At 73.0% G+C, this 18,805-nt stretch carries 19 protein-coding genes and 1 other RNA gene; 13 read left to right on the top strand and 7 right to left on the bottom strand.

Features of this window, described 5'->3' with window-relative positions:
- Positions 1-32: 32 nt before the first annotated feature.
- Positions 33-899 (bottom strand): hypothetical protein, encoded by an 867-nt coding sequence (locus ABC270_RS09670; protein ID WP_412880590.1) that lies wholly within the window; start codon positions 897-899, stop codon positions 33-35.
- 35 nt (positions 900-934) lie between these two features.
- On the opposite strand from ABC270_RS09670, the gene ABC270_RS09675 reads away from it, so the two are divergent.
- The gene (locus ABC270_RS09675; protein WP_412880591.1) at positions 935-1,624 is read left to right on the top strand and encodes a hypothetical protein; all 690 of its coding nucleotides are present in this window, start codon (positions 935-937) and stop codon (positions 1,622-1,624) included.
- Positions 1,625-1,648: 24 nt separating this feature from the next.
- Here ABC270_RS09675 and ABC270_RS09680 read toward each other — a convergent pair whose 3' ends face one another.
- From ABC270_RS09680 to ABC270_RS09690, 3 genes are read right to left on the bottom strand one after another with little or no spacing between them, the layout of a single operon-like run.
- On the bottom strand, positions 1,649-2,149 hold the full coding sequence (locus ABC270_RS09680; RefSeq protein WP_412880592.1) for a BLUF domain-containing protein: 501 nt from the start codon (positions 2,147-2,149) through the stop codon (positions 1,649-1,651).
- Positions 2,150-2,183: 34 nt separating this feature from the next.
- The gene (locus tag ABC270_RS09685; RefSeq protein ID WP_412880593.1) at positions 2,184-2,657 is read right to left on the bottom strand and encodes a hypothetical protein; all 474 of its coding nucleotides are present in this window, start codon (positions 2,655-2,657) and stop codon (positions 2,184-2,186) included.
- Positions 2,654-3,499, bottom strand: coding sequence for a siderophore-interacting protein (locus ABC270_RS09690; RefSeq protein ID WP_412880594.1), 846 nt, complete (start codon positions 3,497-3,499; stop codon positions 2,654-2,656). The genes ABC270_RS09685 and ABC270_RS09690 overlap by 4 nt, the downstream gene beginning before the upstream one ends.
- 82 nt (positions 3,500-3,581) lie before the next feature.
- Here ABC270_RS09690 and ABC270_RS09695 point away from each other — a divergent pair, with 82 nt between their 5' ends.
- From ABC270_RS09695 to ABC270_RS09740, 10 genes are all read left to right on the top strand, one after another.
- Positions 3,582-4,250, top strand: coding sequence for a biliverdin-producing heme oxygenase (locus ABC270_RS09695; protein ID WP_412880595.1), 669 nt, complete (start codon positions 3,582-3,584; stop codon positions 4,248-4,250).
- A 241-nt stretch (positions 4,251-4,491) separates the two neighbouring features.
- A complete protein-coding gene (locus tag ABC270_RS09700; RefSeq protein ID WP_412880596.1) occupies positions 4,492-7,149 on the top strand; it encodes a phosphoenolpyruvate carboxylase in 2,658 nt (885 codons plus the stop codon).
- 482 nt (positions 7,150-7,631) lie between these two features.
- The gene (locus tag ABC270_RS09705; protein ID WP_412880597.1) at positions 7,632-8,846 is read left to right on the top strand and encodes a multidrug effflux MFS transporter; all 1,215 of its coding nucleotides are present in this window, start codon (positions 7,632-7,634) and stop codon (positions 8,844-8,846) included.
- Positions 8,847-8,955: 109 nt separating this feature from the next.
- Positions 8,956-9,294 (top strand): STAS domain-containing protein, encoded by a 339-nt coding sequence (locus tag ABC270_RS09710; protein WP_412880598.1) that lies wholly within the window; start codon positions 8,956-8,958, stop codon positions 9,292-9,294.
- Entirely contained in the window at positions 9,291-9,707 is a 417-nt protein-coding gene (locus ABC270_RS09715; RefSeq protein ID WP_412880599.1) for an ATP-binding protein, read from the top strand. Before ABC270_RS09710 ends, ABC270_RS09715 begins: the two co-directional genes overlap by 4 nt.
- Before the next feature lie 102 nt (positions 9,708-9,809).
- Positions 9,810-10,793 carry a helix-turn-helix transcriptional regulator gene (locus ABC270_RS09720; protein WP_412880600.1) on the top strand — a complete coding sequence of 328 codons (984 nt, stop codon included), beginning with the start codon at positions 9,810-9,812 and terminating at the stop codon, positions 10,791-10,793.
- A gap of 50 nt (positions 10,794-10,843) precedes the next feature.
- The gene (locus tag ABC270_RS09725; protein WP_412880601.1) at positions 10,844-11,440 is read left to right on the top strand and encodes an RBBP9/YdeN family alpha/beta hydrolase; all 597 of its coding nucleotides are present in this window, start codon (positions 10,844-10,846) and stop codon (positions 11,438-11,440) included.
- Between the two features lie 118 nt (positions 11,441-11,558).
- Positions 11,559-12,623, top strand: a complete 1,065-nt coding sequence (locus tag ABC270_RS09730; protein WP_412880602.1) for a hypothetical protein — start codon at positions 11,559-11,561, stop codon at positions 12,621-12,623.
- A gap of 77 nt (positions 12,624-12,700) precedes the next feature.
- Positions 12,701-13,609: a Nif3-like dinuclear metal center hexameric protein gene (locus tag ABC270_RS09735; protein ID WP_412880603.1), complete on the top strand. Its 909-nt coding sequence runs from the start codon at positions 12,701-12,703 to the stop codon at positions 13,607-13,609.
- A gap of 2 nt (positions 13,610-13,611) precedes the next feature.
- The gene (locus tag ABC270_RS09740; protein WP_412880604.1) at positions 13,612-14,346 is read left to right on the top strand and encodes a zinc ribbon domain-containing protein; all 735 of its coding nucleotides are present in this window, start codon (positions 13,612-13,614) and stop codon (positions 14,344-14,346) included.
- An 81-nt stretch (positions 14,347-14,427) separates the two neighbouring features.
- Here the strand turns inward: ABC270_RS09740 and rnpB are convergent.
- The 3 genes from rnpB to map all read right to left on the bottom strand — a co-directional run bounded on the left by rnpB (position 14,428) and on the right by map (position 16,806).
- Positions 14,428-14,782, bottom strand: an RNA gene (gene rnpB / locus ABC270_RS09745) — RNase P RNA component class A.
- Positions 14,783-15,149: 367 nt separating this feature from the next.
- Positions 15,150-15,908: a polyphosphate--glucose phosphotransferase gene (gene ppgK / locus ABC270_RS09750; RefSeq protein WP_412880605.1), complete on the bottom strand. Its 759-nt coding sequence runs from the start codon at positions 15,906-15,908 to the stop codon at positions 15,150-15,152.
- Between the two features lie 34 nt (positions 15,909-15,942).
- A complete protein-coding gene (gene map, locus ABC270_RS09755; RefSeq protein ID WP_412880606.1) occupies positions 15,943-16,806 on the bottom strand; it encodes a type I methionyl aminopeptidase in 864 nt (287 codons plus the stop codon).
- Positions 16,807-17,233: 427 nt separating this feature from the next.
- Here map and ABC270_RS09760 point away from each other — a divergent pair, with 427 nt between their 5' ends.
- Positions 17,234-17,410 carry an SPOR domain-containing protein gene (locus ABC270_RS09760; protein ID WP_402742477.1) on the top strand — a complete coding sequence of 59 codons (177 nt, stop codon included), beginning with the start codon at positions 17,234-17,236 and terminating at the stop codon, positions 17,408-17,410.
- A gap of 51 nt (positions 17,411-17,461) precedes the next feature.
- Entirely contained in the window at positions 17,462-18,799 is a 1,338-nt protein-coding gene (gene glnA / locus ABC270_RS09765) for a type I glutamate--ammonia ligase (RefSeq protein ID WP_290131909.1), read from the top strand.
- Positions 18,800-18,805 lie beyond the last annotated feature (6 nt).

The following is an 18,805-nucleotide window of genomic DNA, read 5'->3' on the forward strand; positions in this document are numbered from 1 at the left end:
GGAGTCTCACACGACCCGACGACAGCGACGGCTCAACCCTGGTCGTCCACGTCCCCCGCCCAGCTCAGGTCGTCGTCCACCCGCACCTCGAACGCCTCGAACCGGTCGTCGCCGACGATGTCGTCCACGAGGTCCCGGCTGCCACCGACGATCGTCGCGTCCCAGTCGATCTCGGTCGCGAGCACCCACGCGCGGTCCTCCGGCCACAGCATCTGCGGCGTGTGGCCGGCGGCCGGCCAGGCCTCGAGGTCCGCGGAGTCGAGCCAGGTCGGGTCCGCGAACAACCGTATGGACGCCGTCATCAGGTGGAACGACCGCCCCGGCCACCCGAACACCGGCCCCTGCAGCCCTCGTTGCACGGCATCCTCCCGGAGCGCGCGTTCGGCATCGCTGCGCTGCTGCTCACGGATGTCCTCCTCGCTGGGCTCCCCGACGAAGAAGGAGATCGTCGCGGAGCTCCCGTTGAGGTCGCCCCACCCGTCCCACACGGCGGCGACCAGGTCGTCCGGGGTCGTCGTCGCCGGCACCAGGTGCTCCGTGAGCGCGGCGAGGACGTCCGTGTCGAGCTGCCCCTCCTCGGGCGGACCGACCGTCCACCCGTCATCGGTCTCGAACGTCCGTGGTGGCTCCGCCCCGGTGAGCCGCGTCCACTGCACCAGCGGGTGCAGGTCCCGACCCCGGCGCGCCGCGACCTCGGCCCACCGCCACCGGCGCTCCTCCACGACGGGGTGCAGGCCCCACCCGTCGGTGACCGCGAGGTCGTGACGCCGTGCGTCGAGCGGGTGCAGCACCCGCGCGTACGCCGCGAAGCCCGTCCCGGCGACGCCACCCGCCGTGGCCCAGCCGCCAGCGCGCGGCAGCAGCCAGTCGCCCCGACGCGTGTCCGTGATCATCCCCACGACCGTGACGCTACCGATCCTCGTAGGGTGCGGGCATGCACTGGCAGACCGATCTCCTTGAACGGCTCGGCACGGCCGACCCCGTCGTCCTCGACGTTCGTCCCTACGGGTCCGTCGTGACACCCGACCGCCTCGACCGGTGGAGCGACCTCGACGTCGAGCTCGACCTGACCGCCGACGTGGACGCCGGGCGTCTCTTCGCCGGGACGCCCTGGGCATGGCAGGACTCCCTGGACGACGTCGACGACGCCGTTCAGCGACTCCGGCTCGTCCTCGCCGACGGACGGCGGGTCGACGCCGCGGTCCGGGGCGGGACCGTGCGGCTGCCGGAGCCGTCGCCGGAGAACGCCGTGCGCTTCGACCTCACCCTCGCAGCGACCCGCTTCGGCCGCGGCGCCGACCTGATCGGACTGCACCTCGTCCTCGGGGTCGTCAGGAGCACGCTCGAACTCTGGATGGCCGTGGAGGACCTCCGCACCGGGACCACGCACCACCGGTCCGGGTCCGCGACGGACGCCGCCGCTGCCCGCGCCCTCGCCGCGCTGGCCGGTCCACTCAGCCCGGCCACGGTCCTCCAGGCCGCTGCCCGGTACGACGATGCGCGCGCCGCGTACGAGGATGCGCGCGCCGTGTACGAGGGCGTGCGCGCCGGAGGCGGCGCTGCTCCGTCGGACTGGACAGCCTTGCTGACCATCGTCGGTCGGGCCGGGCCGGCGCCCGCGTGAGCGACGCCGCGACCCCGTCGGCCACTACGCCGGCTGCGCCGTGGCCTGCTCGGTGCCGGCCGGTCGGGTCTCCCGGAACCACCGGATGAGCTCGCGCAGCGCGGGGACGATCGGCTCGGCCTCGTGGTCGTCGGGCAGGAAGTCGATGTCGTCGAACGTCGTCCGGTAGCCGGGGACCTCGGCGTGCCGCAGGCTGTCCTCGGCGGCGTACCCCATCGTCCACCCCGGGAACTGCCGTTCGGCCACGTCCTCCTCGAGCAGCACCGTGACGTGGTCGTGGCGCGGGTCCTCCGTGATGAAGGCCATCTTCTCGCGCACCGCCGCCTCGGGACCTTCGAGCAACTGCAGGAACCGGTGGTCCCGGTAGAGCAGGAGTCCCGTGATGCCCACCGCCTCGTTGGCCGTGCGCGCGTGCACGAGCAGCTCGTCGAGTGCGTCGAGCCCGAAGCCGACGACCGCGCGGCTGGAGTACACCAGCGACAGCAGGGGGCCGTCGGTGGCGCTGTCGGATGCTTCACTCGTCATGCGGTCATCCAACCCGGCGCCGGTCGGCGGGCCCTCAGCGCCGTCCGCTGACCGCACCGTCCGTTCGGGCACCGTCGCCAGCCCGTCGTCGGCGGAGCAGCAGCCCGACCACGACGACCCCGAGCACGCACACCGCGGCGAGGCCACCGCCCACCCAGGTCGTGACGACCGTCCGGTGGCCGAGCAGCGCGTCGAGCAGGAGTCCGAGGCCCACCACGCCCGCCGTCAGGAGCACGGCGAGCACCGGCTCCGGCCATCTCGGCGCCCGACCCGACGGATCGCGGGGCGGGAGGCCCCGGTCGACTCGTCCCCGGGCAGCGAGCTGGCGGTCCCGGACGGCGAGACCGATGATCGGCCCCCACGCCGTGACGGCGGACTGGTTGCCCTCCGGGTTGACGATCGCCGTCACCGCGATGGTCGCGACGGCACCGCCGACGTACCACCACGGCATCACTCGTCGCAGCGGCAGCGCCCAGCGGCCGCCGGATCCCCTCTCGTCGTCGCTCACTCCTCGAAGATCACCCCGATCGGCTCCCGCTTCTCCTCCTGGAACCGGTCCTCCGCCCGGCCGAGCGCCCAGTACGCGGACAGCGACAGCTCCGACTTCTCGAGTCCCCAGTCGTCCTGCAGCAGTCGGCGGATCGCCTTCACCGCAGACCGCTCACCGTGCGCGAAGACCTGCACCGGCCGGGAGGCACGGGGCAGCGCACGCGCCGCCTCGAGCAGGAGCGTGCCCGGCTCGGCGCCGGCGGCGTCGCGGTGCAGCCATCGCAGGTCGACACCGGCAGGGTGGGCGATGGGCTGCTCGTCAGCAGGACCGGCCACCTCCACCAGGGCGACGCCCGTGGCGGCGTCCGGAAGTGCCTCCAGGGCGGACCCGATGGCGGGCAGGGCGCTGTCGTCGCCGAGGAGGACGTGCGTGACCGCGGGATCGCCGGACGGCGCGTAGCCGCCGCCCGGGCCGGACAGCGCGAGCCGGTCGCCGGGGCGCGCCGAGGCCGCCCACGGACCAGCCAGTCCCTCGTCGCCGTGCACCACGAAGTCGATCGCGATGGTGCCGGCCGCGTGGTCGATGTGCCGCACCGTGTACGTGCGGCGGGTCGGCAGGTCCGCCTTCGGGAGCGTCGCACGGAGTGCGTCGAGGTCGTACGGCGGTTCGAGGCCGAGCTCCGGCTTCGCGAGCAGGAGCTTGACGTACCGGTCCGTCGCGGCGATCCGATCGGGGTCCGCACCGGCCACGAAGTCGGCGAAGGCGGGACCGCCGAGGTGCACCCGCACCATGTGGGGGCTCAGGCGTTCGGTGCGGTCGACGACGAAGACGTGCTGGGGGCGGTTCGGCTTGGGACTCATCGGGGACGAGTCTCCTCTCCTTCGGGTCTCGGTTCATCGGTGTGGCGCTTGACTGTCCAGGAGGTGAGGTTAGCCTTACCTCATGGACACCACCGTCACGCCGTTCTCGGAGCTGCTGCGCCGCCGCACCCGGCGTGCTGCGGGTTCCGCGACGGGCGACGGGCTGCTCCAGGACCTCGCCGCGGGGACGTGCGACGTGGCGGACCACGCGGACCTCCTCGGTCAGTACGCGTTCGTGTACGACGCCCTCGAGCGCGCCGCCGAACGGATGGCGGACCACCCCGTCGTGGCACCGTTCGTGACGCCGCAGCTCACCCGGATGCCTGCGATCCGTGCGGACCTCGAGTACCTCGTCGGACCGGACTGGCCCGAGCTGGTGTGCCCCCTGCCGGCGACGACCGCCTACGTGCGACGGCTCAACGAGGTCGCGGCCACCTGGCCCGGTGGGTTCGTCGCGCACCACTACACGCGGTACCTCGGCGACCTCTCCGGGGGCCGTGCGATCGGCACCGTGCTGAGCGAGCGCTTCGGCTTCGAGACGAACGGCGTGCTCTTCTGGATCTGCGAGCAGGTCGCCGACCCCGCGGCGTTCGGTGACACCTACCGCGAGCAGCTCGACCGGGCGCCGTGGGACGCCGACGAGCAGGAGCGGGTCATCGCCGAGGTCGAGACCGCCCACGCGCTCGACCGGCGGCTCCTCGCCGAGCTCGAGGCGCTGCGGACGCCCACGACCGCTCCGCGCGCCGGCTGACCCGGCGTCTCCGACCCGCCGGGACCGCGGCGCACGGCGACAGCAGGGGTGCTCCTGCCGCGTGCCGCGGTCCCGGCGCCACCGCTGGCCGTCCGCGCAGCGACGGTCGGCTGCTGCTGCCGCCGTTCCGTGCGGCCGGACGGGTGCTGGTCCGTCCGGACGGTTGTCGTCACCCGTCCCGGCGGCCCGATACGCTGCTGGGATACCGGGGCTCGTCCCCGGCAGACCCGGAAAGGACGACATGACGGCGATCGACGGCCAGACGCGTCACGGACGCGCCAGGGACGACGTCAGCGGAGCGGTCGACAGCGACCTCCGCTCCGACGTCCGCTACCTCGGCAACCTGCTCGGGCGGGTGCTGCGCGAGGTCGGCGGCGACGACCTGCTGCACGACGTGGAGACGCTGCGTGCCGCGGTGATCGAGGCCTACGAGGGCTCGGGCACCGACGGGGCGGCGCGCGCGGAGGAACTCGTCGCCGGCATGTCCGCCGAGCGGGCCGAGGCGGTCGCGCAGGCGTTCACCACCTACTTCCACCTCACGAACCTCGCCGAGGAACACCACCGCGTCCGTGTGCTCCGGCAGCGCGGGGACGACGGCGGGCTCCCCGGCGACTCGTTCCCGGCGACGTACGGCTCCCTCGTCGAGCAGGTCGGCGCCGACGAGGCAGCGGCGCGGCTCGAGGGCCTCCGGTTCCACCCGGTCCTCACCGCGCACCCGACCGAGGCCCGCCGACGGGCCGTCACCACGGCCGTCCGACGCATCACCGACCTCATCGACGAGCGCGACCGTGCGCGGAACGCCACCGCGCGGGCCGAGAACGAGCGGCGCCTGCTCGAGGAGATCACGACGCTCCTCCGGACCTCGCCGCTCCGGACCACCCGTCCGACCCCGCTCGACGAGGTCCGCACGGCCATGAGCGTCTTCGACCAGACGCTCTTCGAGATCGTCCCGCAGGTCTACCGCCTGCTCGACGACCGCCTGCAGGGCGACGACGCCGGGCGTGCCCCGGTGGTCGCCCCGGCGTTCGTCCGGTTCGGTACCTGGATCGGCGGCGACCGTGACGGCAACCCGCACGTGACCGCCGACGTCACCCGGCAGGCCGCCGAGATCGCGTCCGAGCACATCCTGCTCGGCCTCGCCCGAGCCGCGACCCGCATCGGCAGCGCCCTCACCCTCGACGCGAGCGAGACGCCCGCCGACGCCGGCCTGACCGCGCTCGTCGCCGAGCAGGAGCGCCTCGACCCGGCCGTCGCCGAGCGCATCGGCGTCCGCGCCCCGAACGAGACGCACCGCCGAGCGCTGCTGTTCGTGGCCGCCCGCATCCGTGCGACCCGTCGCCGTGACGACCGCACCGCCTACGCGAGCCCCGAGGAACTCCTCGCCGACCTGCGCACGATCCAGGCGTCGCTCGTCGCCGCCGGTGCCGTGCGCCCGGCGAACGGTGAGCTCCAGAACCTCATCTGGCAGGTCGAGACCTTCGGGTTCCACCTCGCCGAGCTCGAGGTCCGGCAGCACTCCCAGGTGCACCGCACCGCCCTCGCCGAGATCCGCGCCGGTGGCGAGCTGAGCGACACCACGCAAGAGGTCCTGTCGGTCTTCCGGACCATCGCGGACCTCCAGTCCCGCTTCGGCGTCCGTGCGGCCCACCGCTACATCGTGTCCTTCACACAGTCCGCCGCGGACCTGGCGAACGTGCACGAGCTCGCGGTCGCCGCGCTCGGCTCGGTCGAGGCGGCCCCCGTGCTCGACGTCATCCCGCTGTTCGAGACCTTCGCCGACCTGCACGCCAGCGTCGACATCCTCGACGAGGCCGTGCGGACCGAGCCGTTCCAGCGACGCCTGGCCGCGACCGGGCGTCGGCTCGAGGTCATGCTCGGCTACTCCGACTCGTCGAAGGACGTCGGCCCGGTGTCGGCGAACCTGGCGCTGTACGACGCGCAGGCCCGCATCGCCGACTGGGCCGCCGCGAACGACGTCGAGCTCACGCTGTTCCACGGCCGCGGCGGCTCGCTCGGGCGCGGTGGCGGACCGGCGAACGAGGCCGTCCTCGCCCAGCCGCCGGGGTCGATCGACGGTCGGCTCAAGCTCACCGAGCAGGGCGAGGTCATCTTCGCCCAGTACGGCGACCAGGACATCGCGGCGCGGCACCTCGAGCAGATGGCCTCCGCCACGCTGTTCGCGTCGTCGCCGTCGAACGAGCAGCGCACGGCCGCGGCGGCCACCGAGTTCGCCGACCTCGCGCAGCAGCTCGACGACGTGTCGCGTCAGGCGTTCTACGACCTCGTGAAGGCCGACGGCTTCGCGCCGTGGTTCGCCCGGGTGACCCCGATGGAGGAGCTCGGTCTGCTGCCCCTCGGGTCGCGCCCGGCTCGCCGAGGCTTGTCGGTCGAGTCCCTCGAGGACCTCCGGGCGATCCCGTGGGTGTTCTCGTGGACGCAGGCGCGGATCAACCTCGCCGGCTGGTACGGCCTCGGGTCCGCGCTCGAGGCCGTCGGCGACGTCGACGTCCTCCGCCGCGCCGCCGCCGAGTGGCCGCTGTTCGGCGCGATGATCAAGAACGTCGAGATGTCGCTCGCGAAGACCGACGAGTACATCGCCGGCCGCTACCTCGAGCTCGCCGACCGCGACGACCTCGCCGCGCGCGTGCTCGACGAGATGCGACGCACCCGAGCCTGGGTGCTGCGGATCTCGGGCGGCGCGGACGTCCTCGAGGACCGCCCCGTCCTGGCTCGTGCCGTCCGGCTCCGCAGCCCGTACGTCGACGCGCTCTCGCACCTGCAGCTCCGGGCGCTCCGCTCGATCCGGACGAGCGGCAGCACCGACCCGACGGACGGCGACCACCGCCTGCTCCTCCTGACCGTCAACGGCATCGCCGCCGGTCTGCAGAACACCGGCTGACGGATCGTCCTCCCTCACGAAACGCGCGCGTTCCGACGTCCCACCCGTCGAACGACGCGCGTTTCGTCGTGTGCGGCGCGCGTGGTCTCGGAACGCGCGCGTCCCGTCGCGTCGTCGGCGCCCGCGCGACCGCCTGGAGGCTCGGTGCGCGTCCGGCGGGCCGGCACGGGTCCTCCATGCTGGACAGATCCACGAAACGCGCGCGTTCCGACCTCCCACCCGTCGATCGACGCGCACGGCGTCGGAACGCGCGCGTTTCCCGAGACCGCCCCTCCCGTCGCGTCGCCGGCGCCCGCGGGACCGCCTGGAGGCCCGGTGCGCGTCCGGCGGGCCGACACCGGTCCTCCATGCTGGGCAGATCCACGAAACGCGCGCGTTCCGACCTCCCACCCGGTGATCGACGCGCGCGGTGTCGGAACGCGCGCGTCCCGTGGGAACCGAACCCTTGTCGAATCGATTCGACGCGGCGTAGCGTGGCGGGGGTGACGACGGAGCGCAGCACGGACCGGACGACCACCAGGGCCACGCTGCCCCCGATCGTGCCGCTCGCCCTCATCGTCGGGGTGTCGCCGTTCGCCACGGACATGTACATCCCCGCGCTCCCGGCCATCGCCCGGGACCTCGCGACGACACCCGGTGCCGTGCAGCTGTCGTTGACGGCGTTCCTCGTCGCGTTCGCCGTCGGGCAGCTGCTCGCGGGGCCGGTGAGCGACGGCATCGGGCGTCGACCGCTGATGCTCGTCGGCACCGCGGTGTTCGCGCTCGCGTCCGTCGGGTGTGCGCTCGCTCCGGACGCCGTGACGCTCGTCGTCGCCCGGGTGCTCCAGGGGCTCGCCGGCGCTGCCGGCGCGGTCGCGGGACGGGCGATGGTGTCCGACGTCACGGACGGTCCGCGGATGGCCGGGGTGTTCGGCACCCTCGCGGCGATCAACGCGATCGGGCCGGTGGTCGCGCCGCTGATCGGGGGTGCGGTGCTCACGGTCGCGACCTGGCGGTTCATGTTCGTGGTGCTCGCGGTCCTCGGCGCGGTCTTCTTCCTGTTCGTCGTCCTGCGGTTCCACGAGACCCTGCCGAGGGATCGGCGCGGCGGCGTCGGGTTCGCGGCGAACCGGGACCGCATCCGGCAGCTCCTGGCGATCGGACGGTTCCGCGCCTACGTGCTCACCGGGGTCCTCTCGACCATCGGGTTCTTCGCGTACATCGCCACCAGCTCGTTCGTGTTCCAGACCCAGTACGGGTTCAGCGAGGGTCTGTACACGCTCGTGTTCGCCACGAACGCGTCGATGATGATCGTGACGACCCTGGTGTTCCGCCGGGTGGTCGGCAGGTGGTCCGAGGACGGGTTGCTCTCCTTCGGCCTGGCGGTCGGGACGCTCGGCGCGCTCGGTGTCCTGGCGTCGGCGCTGCTCGGTGCCGGGCCGGTCCCGGTGTGGTGCTCGCTCGCCGTCGTGACCGGGGCGTGGGGCTTCGTGCTCCCCGCCTCCATGACCCGCACACAGCACGTCGGGGCGGCGCACCCGGGGACCGCCGCGGCGCTCCAGGGCGGCTTGACGTTCGGGCTCGGTGGCCTCGGGACACCCCTCGCCGGCGCGCTCGGCGGCACTGCGGTGGCGATGGGGTCGGTCATGGCGGCACTGATGGCCGCTGCGGTCGTCGTGCAGCTCGTCGCCACGCGCCGGGCCCGCGTCGCCGGGTGACGGTCGGGCGGCACGGCCACGCGCCGCGGCCGTGCCGACGCGTGACCCGCGTTGCCCGGTAGGTTCGACGCGGTAGGTTGCGAGCACGAACCGAAGGGGAGCGCACCGGATGGACATCGTCGTACACGAGGCATCAACGAACACAGCCGTCCTGGAGTGCAGTGGCCGGCTCAACATGGTCTCCGCTCCGGCATTCCGCGAGCGGGTGGCCGAGGTCGTCGGGGGCGGACGCGCGAACCTGGCCGTCGAGCTGTCCGGGGTCGACTTCATGGACTCGTCGGGCCTCGGTGCCCTGGTCGGCTCGCTCAAGACCGCACGGCAGGCCGGGGGAGACCTCCGCATCGCCGCGCCCTCCGAGCAGGTGCAGATGGTCCTCAAGCTGAGCAACATCGACAAGATCCTGCGGACGTACCCCAACGGGGACGCCGCGGTGTCCGACTGGCTGTGACCACCGCGACCGGCGCGCACCGCGTCGAGATGGACTGCCCGCCCGACGACGTCACGGCGGTGCACGAGTTCCTCGCACGCGTGTGGCAGGCGGAGCCGTCGGTGTCCGCGGAGGACCGCATGGCGCTCGAACTCGCGCTCGTCGAGCTCACGTCCAACGTGATCGAGCACGCGGGCCGTGGGCGTCAGCTCGCATGCCGGGTGGACCTCTCCTGCTCCTCTGACGGGTACGCCGCCGTGGTGAGCGACGACGGGGCTCCGGCAGGCATCGACCCCGCGGCGGCCGAGCTGCCCGACGACCTCGCCGAGAGCGGGCGTGGGCTCGCGCTCGTGAAGATGGTCGTCGACGACCTCCGGTACGACCGGGTGGGTGACCGCAACCGCTGGACGCTCCAGCGTGCCCGTCACGACTGAGCCTCGCTCGACAGGTCCACGGACCGCACTCGCCGGGCCGTTTCCCGCACGGTGCGGGCCCCGATTGCGGGAAGCGCGGCCCCCCGTGCGACGCTTCGGTCGATGAGCACCGCCGCTGCCGAAGACGCACGGGCCGACCGCGATCCCCGGTCGACCTTCGACGTGTCCGGCATGCACCCGGAGGAAGCCGTTCGGATGTACCAGGACGCCTACGAGGGCTCCGGGTTCGCCGCCGAGCGGACCGACCGGGTGTTCGGCTACCGCTTCAAGGTCGTCGGCGACGACACCATGACGTTCCGCTCCACCCGGTTCGACGGCCGGATGCGCGGTGAGGTCGAGGTGCGGGACGAGTACGTCGTGATGTGGACCGCGGAGGGCGGGGGTCGCGTCGACGTCGGCCGTGACGAGGTGTCGTTCGGGCCGCGGATGCCGGTGATGTTCCCGTCCGGGCGCCCCTTCGTGTTCGACCTCGCCGACCTCCGGCAGAGCCTCGTGCAGTTCGACCGCGCGTACCTCGAGGGCGTCGCCGCCGAGGTGCACGGGGTCCAACCCGGACCGCTCGTGTTCGACCACGCACGCACGCCGGACCCCGCAGACCTGCGCGCCTGGAACGCGCACGTGCAGCGGGCAGCCCGCATCGTCCTCGGCCCGGAACCGCTCTCGCGGCTCGCCATGGCGGAGACCACCCGTGAGACCGCTCGCGCCCTGCTCCGCACCTTCCCGCACACCGTCCTCGCGCCGGAGGTCCCGCTGCCCCAGGGTGCCACCGGACGGGTCCGCGCCGCCATCGAGTTCATGCACGCGTCCGCGCACACGCCGATCACGACGACGGACGTCGCCGAGCGCGTCGGCCTCAGTGTCCGAGGGCTGCAGCAGGCGTTCCAACGTCAGGTGGGCACGGCGCCGAACGCGATGCTCCGAGGCATCCGCCTCGACCGGATCCACGAAGAACTCGAGCGCGCCCGGCCCGGCGAGACGACGGTCGCGTCCGTCGCCGTGCGGTGGGGCTTCGCGCACCTCGGTCGGTTCTCCGCCGCCTACGCACGGCGCTTCGGCGAGTACCCGCGCGACACACTGCAGCGCTGACGACGCCCGACCCGGACGCCCGCGGGGAGGCCGACCGCTACGCTTCCCCCGTGCAGCGACCGCGACCCTGGGTGATCGTGCCCGGCATCTGGAACTCCGACCCCGGACACTGGCAGTCCCTGTGGCAGGCGGAACGTGCAGCTGACGACGGTCGCGTCGTGCGGATCGCTCCCACGTCCTGGTCCCACCCGGAGTCCGACGACTGGCAGGCGGCCATCTCGACCGCGGTCGCCTCGCTCGACCCCGCAGACGGTCCGCCGGTCCTCGTCGCGCACAGCCTCGGCGTCCTCGCGACCGCACGCTGGTTGTCCGAGCCCGGGCGGGCGGCCCGAGGCCGGACCGCCGGCGGGGCGCTCCCCGTCGCGGGAGCACTCCTCGTCGCGCCACCGGACCCGGCCGCGCCCGGCTTCCCTCCGGAGGCGAGCGGGTTCACGGCCCCGACCGGCCGCTCGGTGATCGGGAACGTGCACCTCGTCGTCAGCGACGACGACCCGTACTGCTCGGCGGACCGGGCCCTCGAGTTCGCCTCGACCCTCGGTGCGACGGTGCACCGGATCGGTGCGCTGCAGCACGTCAACGTGGCCGCTGGGGTCGGAGCGTGGGAGGCCGGACGCGCCCTGCTCCGGACCATCGACCGACCGGTCTGAGCGCGACGCGGGCGCCCGGGGCCGACACGCCGCTCACGTCCTCGTGACATTGCAGCGGATCTCGCGACACTCCGCGGATCTCCCACGGTTCGACGCTCCCGATATTTACGGTTCGGGCATGGAGACGCAGTCCGGTGCACGCACCCCCCTCGTCGACCCCTTCGGTCGCGAGCTCGAGGAGTGGCTCCGTGACGCCCCGGCCACGCGCGCGCCCTACCTCGCGGACCTCGTCGTCCCGCCGGTCACCGGCCCCGTGCAGCGGCCGGACGCCGCGACGCTGACCGCCCCGTCGACCGACACGGCCGCCGTCTCCGACACGGCCGCGCACTCGGCGGCGGCCGACGGCGACACCACCGCCGCCGACACCACGGCCGAGGCCTTCCGCCGCCCCCGAGACCGTGCCCGCCACGCCGCCTGCACCCCGTCGTTCCCGGAGCCCCCGGCCCGCCTCGCACTCCGCATCGAGGACCTCGCGATCGAGGTCGACCCCGCCACCGGACGGCCCACGATCGAGCGCATCGTCCTCCTCGAGGACGAGGTCCGCCGCCGTGACGAGGACCTCGCACGACTCGCTGCGTGGGAGGCCACGGTCGCCGACCTCGACGACCCCGAGGTGCGCGCCGCCCGCGCGTTCGCCCGTACGGTCTTCGCGGACCTCCTGGCCGACGCCGCGGTCGAGGCGGACCGCCGCGACCGCGCTGCGTCCCGACGCGCGGCGACCGGTGCGGTCCGCACCGCAGCCGGTCCCGTGCGCGGGACCGCCGCCACCGAGGATCCGACGCGGACGCAGCCCCAGGCCGCACCCCGGTCCGCGGCAGCGCCGGCGGTCGCGGCGCCAGCCGCAGTGCTCGTCGAGCCGGAGCGTGCACCGGAACCCCTTGCGGACCGTGACGAGCCCGCCCGACCCGCGCCGGGCCTCCTGGCCGTCACGCCGGTGTCCGCGAACACGCGACCGACGCCGCTGGTCCAGCCCGCCACCGGGCCCACCGTCATCGACCGCCAGGCGTTCGCCGCCGCGCTGACCGCGCACGTCGGCGCCACGGCGAGCACGCCGGTCGTCCTGCCCGAGGCGGCCCGTCCCGCGGATGCGCAGCCGACGTCGGATGCAGCGACCGAGGAGCAGGCCGCCGGCTGGTGGCAGCGCCTCGTCGCCCGCGTGCTGCGGGCGCTCGGACGCGCCTGAGGTGCGGCCGGGAGGCACGGATCGCCCGGGTCGCACCGCCAGCGTGGTGCGCGTGGTCGTCTCGGTAGACTGACGGGATGCCGAAGCTCCGCGAGATCCAGGACGTCGTCGAGCAGCTCTGGCCGTCCGCCGGAGCGGAGTCGTGGGACGCGGTCGGCCTCGTCGCCGGCGACCCGGACGCCGACGTGCAGCACGTGCACCTCGCCGTCGACGCCGTCCCCGCGACCGCCGCGGAGACCGTGGCGCTCGGGGCAGACCTGCTCCTGACGCACCACCCACTGCTGCTCCGCGGGGTCACGACCATCGCCGAGTCGACCTACAAGGGCGCCGTCCTCGCGACCCTCGTCCGCGGCGGTGCCGGACTCCTCGCCGCGCACACCAACGCCGACGTCGTGACCACCGGCACGTCCGCCGTGCTCGCCGACCGACTCGGCCTCACCGACCAGCGGCCGATCGATCCCGGGGTCGACCCCGCCACCGGGATCGGACGCGTCGGCACCCTCGCCGAACCCACCACGCTCGGCGCCCTCGCCCGCACGCTCGTCGATCTGCTGCCCGGGACCGCCACCGGGGTCCGTGTTTCCGGCGGCTACGACGACCCGATCCGCACGGTGGCACTGTGTGCCGGCGCGGGCGACTCACTCCTCGGACACCCCGCCGTCCTCGGCGCCGACGTGTACGTCACGAGCGACCTCCGGCACCACCCGGCCTCCGAGTTCCGCGAGCAGGCCCAGCTCGCCGCCGGACCCGCACTCATCGACACGTCGCACTGGGCCACCGAGTGGCTCTGGCTCGACGTCGCCGCGAGTGCGCTGGCGGCCGCCGCAGGGGTCCGCGTGACCGTGAGCGACCTCCGGACCGACCCGTGGGACTTCGCCGTCCTGCCGGCCGCCGAACCGACCGAGCCGGCCTCCGATCCTGACCGTGCCGTCGCCGCGCCTGACGGGGCGGCAGCCGCGACCACTACCGAAGCAGAAGGAGCCTGACCGTGAAGGCAGCACCCGAGGACCAGGTCATCCTCCTCGACGTTCAACGACTCGACAACGACGTGACCCGCATCGAGCACCGCATCACCGCGCTCCGCAAGGGCGACCAGCTCACCGAGCTCAGCACGAAGGCGGCGAAGCTGCGCGGTGAGCTCGCCACGGCGACCGGCCTCGTCGAGGACGCCGAGCGCGAGCTCGCACGCCTCGAATCGGACACCGCCATCGCGCAGGCCCGGGTCGAGCGTGACACCACGCTGCTGCAGAACGTCGCCAACGCGAAGGACGCGGCCGGTCTGCAGAGCGAGCTCGACTCGCTCCAGCGGCGCATCGGCGACCTCGAGACGAGCGAACTCGAGGTCATGGAGCAGCTCGACGGCCTCCGCGCCCGGGTCGGCGACGTCGAGGCGCAGCTCGCCGACGCCGACACCGCACGCGCCGGGCTCCTCGCCGAGCGGGATGCCGAGATCGCCCGGCTCGAGGCCGACCACGCTTCGGCCGTGCACGCTCGCGCCGACGTCGCCGCCAAGGTCCCCGCGGAGCTCCTGGCGCTGTACGACCGGCAGCGCGCCCGGTACGGCTTCGGAGCGTCGCTGCTGCAGGGCGGTGTGTCGACCGCCTCGGGCGTGACCCTGACCAACTCGGACCTGCAGGCGATCCGTGCGGCGGCGCCGGACGACGTGGTGCTCTGCCCGGACAGCGACGCGATCCTCGTGCGCACGCCCGAGTCCGGGCTGTAGACCCGACCACCGGAACGACGGGAGGCCCGGTGCCAGCCGGCACCGGGCCTCCCGTGCGTCCCTGACGGGCGCGAGTGTGTGCGAACGGGCCGGCCGTACGCCGGGTTCTGTCCCGCTCTCGCGGTGACGGCCATCTCTCTCGGACCGACGTTGCCGTCGGCCTCCAGCGGTCTACCCGAGGACTCAGCGAGCAGCCTCGTCGTCCTCTGTCTGACCTTGCTCCGGACGAGGTTTACCGAGCGGATCCGGTCACCCGGACCCCTGGTGGTCTCTTACACCGCCGTTTCACCCTTACCGACGTCGCCGCCGGCGGTCTGCTTTCTGTGGCACTGTCTCGCGGATTGCTCCGGGTGGGTGTTACCCACCGCCCTGCTCTGTGGAGCCCGGACGTTCCTCGGCACTCCCGGGGGAGTGACGCGACCGTCTCACCGACCCGTTCGCACCGCCGAGTCTACCGGGTGACGCGCCCGCGCAGCGTGCACACCGGCGACCCGTTCGCACCGCCGAGTCCACCGGGTGACGCGCCCGCGCAGCGTGCACATCCGCGCGTGCACGTGTCTCCCGGTTGGGAGAGCTGGCCCCGCGAGGTTCCGAAGTCCCGACATCTCGACCCGTGGGGCGCCCGTTCTCGGAACCTCCACGCTCCACCCGCGGCGAGTCGTGGAACCTCGGCGCGCGGCTGCGGCCCGACCGAGGCGCGACGCACCACCGCGACGGCACACCGCGGGAGTGCCACCGACGCGGCCGACCGCGGGCGCCGCGACAGGCTGTCGATGCGGCCGACCGCTGGCGCCGCGAGGCGACTACTGCTGCGGCTTCGACCGGGCGGCGAGCGTCGCCGCGCCGATGATGCCCGCGTTGTTGCGGAGGGTCGCGGGGATGATGCCCGCCTGCAGGTCGAGCAGCGGCAGGAACTCCTCGTGGTGCTTCGACACGCCGCCGCCGACGACGAAGAGCTCGGGGGAGAGCAGCGCCTCCAGCGTCGAGTAGTACTTCTGCAGCCGCTTCGCCCAGTGCTTCCAGGACAGGTCGTCGCGCTCCTTCGCGGCGAACGAGGCCTTCGTCTCCGCGTCGTGGCCGTCGATCTCGAGGTGTCCCAGCTCGGAGTTCACGATGAGCACACCGTCGTTGATGAGCGCCGTACCAATCCCGGTGCCGAGGGTCGTGACGACGACGAGCCCGTCCTTGCCCTTCGCCGCGCCGAACTGCTGCTCCGCGAAGCCGGCGGCGTCGGCGTCGTTGACGAAGTGGATCGAACGGCCGAGCTCCTTCTCGAACAGCGCCTCGGCCTCGAAGCCGATCCACTTCTTGGACACGTTCGCCGCCGACATCGTCTTGCCGTCGCGGACGATCGCGGGGAAGCACACGCCCACCGGGACGTCCGCTGCCGGCGCGAGTTCGTCGACGATCGACTTCGCCACCGCGACGATGTCGTGCGGCTTACCGCCCTCGGGGGTGGCCTTCTTGATCCGGTCGGTCTGGAGCTCGCCGGTGGAGACGTCGACGATCGCGCCCTTGATGCCCGTACCGCCGATGTCGACGCCGACTGCGAGGGTGGTCATGAGGAGCCTTTCGGTTGGTAGGTCGGGGGAGCGGTCAGGAGACGGTCAGGAGCTCGGCACCGCGCTCGGTGACGACGAGGGTGTGCTCGAACTGTGCGGTCCACGACTTGTCGCGGGTGGAGACGGTCCAGTCGTCCGACCAGATGTCCGCCTCGATGCCGCCGAGGGTGAGCATCGGCTCGATCGTGAACACCATGCCCTCCTCGATGACGGTGTCGTGGTGGGGCGCGTCGTAGTGGGGGATGATCAGCCCGGAGTGGAACGCCCGTCCGACGCCGTGCCCGGTGTAGTCGCGGACGACGCCGTAGCCGAAGCGCTTCGCGTACGCCTCGATCGCCCGGCCGATGACGTTGACCTGGCGCCCGGGCGCGACGGCCTTGATGCCGCGGCGGAGCGCTTCCTCGGTCCGGGTGACGAGGTCCTGCACCTCCGGCGCGGCCTCGCCGACCAGGAACGTCCGGTTCGTGTCGCCGTGCATCCCGTCCTTGTACGCGGTGATGTCGATGTTGACGAGGTCGCCCTCCTGCAGCATCGTGTCGTCCGGGATCCCGTGGCAGATCACCTCGTTGAGGCTCGAGCACAGCGACTTCGGGTAGCCGCGGTACCCGAGCGTCGAGGGGTAGGCGCCGTGCGACACGACGAACTCGTGGCCGATGCGGTCGAGCTCGTCGGTGGTGACGCCCGGACGGATCGCTGCACCGACGGCGTCGATCGCCTGCGAGGCGATGCGTCCGGCGGTCCGGATCCGCTCGACCTCTTCTGCGGTGTAGGTGTCACCGTGGCCGTGCTCGTCGGGTTCGGCGCGTCCGACGTACTCGGGTCGCTCGATGTCCTTCGGGACGGGTCGCTGCGGGGAGATCCGGCCGGCGGTCAGGTGTCCGTGTGCGTCCCGGGGCATGCCGACCACTCTATCCGGGCGTGCGGCGCGCCTGCGCCGCGCACGGCGCGGGTGCGCGGGTGGGCGCCGCGCGCCGCGCACGGCGCGGGTGCGCGAGTGGGCGCCGCGCGCGGCGCACGGCGCGGGTGCGCGGGTGGGCGCCGCGCGCGGCGCACGGCGCGGGTGCGCGGGTGGGCGCCGCGCGCGGCGCACGGCGCGGGTGCGCGGGTGGGCGCCGCGCGCGGCGCGCCCCGCGAAAGCGACAGATCAGCCGCCGCCGCTCGGGACCGCGCCGCGAAAGCGACGGAACGCCGCGCGCTGGCGGCAGCACACTGTCGCTCCTCCGAAAGCGACACCGCGCCCGCGCGCACCGCCGCCCCCGCTGCGAGACTCAGAGAGCACCGCACCGCGCCGGCCCCCGCCGCGCCGCCGTGGGTACGGTGGCGACATGAGCGACGAACGCATCGAGTCCCAGTGGTGGTTCAACGAGAAGACGCACGAGGTCGAGCAGGGCCCGCAGTCCCCGCAGCGCGACCGCATCGGTCCGTTCGAGACGCGCGAGGAGGCGCAGCACGCCCTCGACCGCATCAAGGCGAACAACGAGCGGTGGGACGACGAAGACTGACCCGGGAACCAATAGGCTGAGCATCCCAGCTGCTCCACGGAAAGGGCGTCAATGGACAAGCAGACGGACTTCGTGCTCCGCACCATCGAGGAGCGCGGCATCAAGTTCATCCGACTCTGGTTCACCGACGTCATCGGGACGCTCAAGTCGGTCGCGATCGCGCCGGCCGAGGTCGAGGGTGCCTTCGCGGAGGGCATCGGCTTCGACGGTTCCGCGATCGAGGGCCTGACCCGCAGCTACGAGGCCGACGTGCTCGCGCACCCGGACCCCTCGACGTTCCAGATCCTCCCGTGGCGTGGCGAGATCGACCCGACCGCGAGGATGTTCTGCGACATCACGACGCCCGACGGGCAGCCCGCGGTCGCCGACCCGCGCAACGTGCTCAAGCGGACCCTCGCGAAGGCGAGCGAGCGCGGCTTCACGTTCTACACGCACCCGGAGATCGAGTTCTACCTCCTGAAGAGCCGTGACTGGAAGGACGGCGGTCCCCAGCCCGTCGACCAGGCCGGCTACTTCGACAACGTCCCCGGTGGCAGCGCGCACGACTTCCGACGCCGCTCGGTCCGCATGCTCGAGGACCTCGGCATCTCGGTGGAGTTCTCCCACCACGAGGCCGGCCCCGGCCAGAACGAGATCGACCTCCGCTACGCCGACGCGCTGACGATGGCGGACAACATCATGACCTTCCGCACGGTCGTGAAGGAGGTCGCGATCGAACAGGGCGTCTACGCGACGTTCATGCCGAAGCCGATCTCCGGCCAGCCGGGGTCGGGCATGCACACGCACGTGTCGCTCTTCGAGGGCGACCAGAACGCTTTCTACGAAGCCGGCGGGCAGTACCAGCTCTCCGAGACCGCGAAGCACTTCATCGCCGGCGTCCTGCGTCACGCGCCCGAGATCACCGCCGTCACGAACCAGTTCGTGAACTCGTACAAGCGGCTCTGGGGTGGCGACGAAGCCCCGTCCTTCGTCACGTGGGGTCACAACAACCGCTCGGCCCTGGTGCGCGTCCCGCTCTACAAGCCGAACAAGGGCCAGTCGGCACGCATCGAGTACCGCGGCATCGACTCGGCGGCGAACCCGTACCTGGCGTACTCACTGCTCCTCGCGGCCGGCCTGAAGGGCATCGACGAGGGCTACGAGCTCCCCGCCGAGGCCGAGGACAACGTCTGGAGCCTCTCCGACTCGGAGCGCCGCGCCCTCGGCTACAAGCAGCTCCCGGCGAGCCTCGACCACGCGCTCGGCCTCATGGAGGACTCGGAGCTCGTGGCGGAGACCCTCGGCGAGCAGGTCTTCAACTTCGTGCTGCTCAACAAGCGGCAGGAGTGGAAGGCGTACCGCGACCAGGTGACGCCGTTCGAGCTCGACACGAACCTCGGCGCTCTCTGACGCCGC

The organism is Curtobacterium phoenicis (genome assembly GCF_047238015.1).
Taxonomy (GTDB): domain Bacteria; phylum Actinomycetota; class Actinomycetes; order Actinomycetales; family Microbacteriaceae; genus Curtobacterium.